Genomic DNA, 2,631 nt, shown 5'->3' on the forward strand with positions numbered 1-2,631 from the left:
TGGCGACGACCACCGCAGCGCCCCCGACGCACGGCATGACGATCTCCAGCATGTGCAGCGGGTCGGCGATGACCGGGCTAGCCAGCACGTCCTCGACCGTGAGTGGCTTGTCCTTCCAGATCGCGCCCTCGGTGTGATTGGCATTAACGCGTGTGTCGACGACGAGCTTGGCCATCGCCCGCTCGTCGTAGCCGTAGATCGCGGCATAGCGCTGGGCCACCTGGCCATATGGCCCATTCTGGCCGAGGTTTCCGTACGGAATCTCGAATTCGGCTTGTGGAGAGCCGTATTGGTTGCTCGACGAGCCGAAGAACATCGCGTCGATCATCGGTCTGGGTTTCTTCTTCGACGACGGCGTGATGTAACGGGCCGGCAGTGCGCACAGCACGGCGTCACAGATGCCGAGCTCGACGGCCGCGGCCGCGCGCCACACCATGGCCGCGGCGCTGGCTCCGCCAAGATCCACGTGTTCGGCGAATCGTGCGCCTATCCCCAGGTATTCGGCAATCGTGGAGGGCACGAAGATCTCCGACTCGGCGAGGTGGGAGGCGACGATCCCGTTGACGACGTCGCCCGGCAGTCCCGCGTCCTCGAGCGCGGCGGCGGAAAGCTCGGCCCACTGCTCGATGACGAATGGCGCGGGCGAGGCCTTGTTCAGCCGCTCGGGTGGCAGCTCGATGTACCCGACGATCGCGGCCTCTCCACGTAATCCCATGATGTGTCCTTATTTTCGGGGTTTACTTGCGGGGCAGGCCGAGAATCATCTGCGCGATGATGTTCAGCTGAATCTCCCTGGTTCCGCCGCCGATTAGCTCAGCCGGCAGATGCAGATAGGGCTGCACGACCGCGGGTTCGGAGTCGGCGACCATGGCCGTGTGTCCGGTCAGGCGCAGCGTGGCCTCGAACGTGCGCCGCAGCAGCACGTTCATCGCCACCTTGGCGATGCTGGACGCCGGCCCCGATGCCTGCCCGTCCAGTAGCCGAATGGTTTCCCGCACCCCGAGCGCCCTGATCGCGTTGGTGTAGGCGTCGAGTTCTCCCAACGCCCGCTGTGCATCGTCGCGCTCGGGGCCGGGTTCAGCCGCCAACTGGCGCAGCGCAACAGCACGATCGAACTTGACGTATCCGCTGATGGCGGAACGCTCTTCGGCCATCGTGGCGATCGCGAGGCTCCAGCCGTCGGTTGGACCGCCCAGGAGCATGTCGTCGGGTATGAAGACATCGTTGAGGAAGACCTCGTTGAAATGCGCCTGCCCGGTCGCCGTCTTGATCGGCTGGACCTCAACCCCGGGGGATCGCATATCGAGGATGAAATAGCCGATACCGCGGTGCTTGCTGGCCTCGGGGTCGGTGCGCGCCAGCAGGCCGCCGAGGTCGGCGTACTGCGCCAGTGACGTCCAGATCTTGTGGCCATTGATCCGCCAGCCGCCATCGACCTTGGCCGCCCGGGTGGCCAGCGACGCGAGGTCGGAGCCGGCTCCGGGTTCGCTGAATAGCTGGCACCAATGAATATCGCCACGTTGAGTCGCCGGGATCAGGCTTTCCTGCAGGTCTTTTGGTGCGGCGGCCAGGACCGACGGCAGGATCCATTCGGCGATGTTCAGCGACGGCCGGACCAGACCGGGGCGCTTGGCGAACTCCTCGTCGATGATGAGCTGTTTCAACGGGCCAGCATCGACGCCCCACGGCGCCGGCCAGTGCGGCGCCATCAGACCGGCGTCGGCGATCAACGTGCGCTGCGGCCCGCTGGCCTGGTCCTCGTAGTCGCCGTGCGGTGCGGGTTTGTCGTTGCGCAACTGCAGGGCGGCGTCCAACGTCTCGGCTACCCAGGACCGGAAGTCCGATTCCGCGTCGCCCAGATTGACCGACATGTCACGCTGCTGGGCGCAGCCCAGTTGTCCTAGTCGCCGGGCCCAGCGACTGGCCGGGCCGATCGATCCCGCCAGGCTGATGGCCCGCCGCCAATACAGGTGCACGTCGTGTTCCCAGGTGAAACCGATAGCGCCGAGCATCGTCAGGGCGTCGAGCACCAGGTCAGGCACCGGCGAGATCGCTATGACCGCGGCCCCCGCCGCGGCGAGGCGTTGCTGGTCGGGCGGTTCGTCAGCGGCACGCACCGCATCCCAGGCCGCCGCGGTGGCCAATTCGCTGTTGACCAACAGCATGGCCGCACTGTGCTGCAGGGCCTGAAAGGTGCCGATCACCTTGCCGAACTGTTCCCGGGTGCGCAGGTGTGCGGTGACGGCGTCGACGCACCACTGGCTGATGCCGGCTGTCGTGCTGGCCACCAGACCCACGACCACACCTGCTGCGCGGTCTTCGTCGATTCCGGTCAGAACGTCGGACTCGACCGCGCGATACTCCGCGAGCCGCAGAGTTCCGACGTCGGCGATCAGGTCGGTGCCGGGTACGGATTCGACTGTCGCAGTGGGCGTTCCGGTGTCGACCGGCGCCCAGATGACGTCGCCACCATCGGTGCGCGCGCCGACCAGGATCATCCGCGCCGCACACACGCCGGCAGTGAACTTCGAGCTGCCCGTGATCAGCCATCCCTGATCGTCGGCGCGTGCCCGGAAGTCCGCGTCGTCGGGCAGGACGATGGCGGCGGGTGCGCCCGAGGCGAGCTCGCGG

2 protein-coding genes are annotated in these 2,631 nt (G+C 66.8%); both read right to left on the reverse strand.

The window, feature by feature from the left end; all coding sequences use genetic code 11:
* Positions 1–715: beta-ketoacyl-[acyl-carrier-protein] synthase family protein (locus QOI01_RS28340; protein WP_526386475.1), on the reverse strand; the 715-nt coding region annotated here is incomplete at its 3' end.
* A gap of 22 nt (positions 716–737) precedes the next feature.
* Positions 738–2,631, reverse strand: a 1,894-nt coding sequence (locus tag QOI01_RS28345; RefSeq protein WP_526386476.1) for an acyl-CoA dehydrogenase family protein, incomplete at its 5' end; no start/stop codon positions are given.

Source organism: Mycobacterium sp. (assembly GCF_032162605.1).
Taxonomy (GTDB): domain Bacteria; phylum Actinomycetota; class Actinomycetes; order Mycobacteriales; family Mycobacteriaceae; genus Mycobacterium.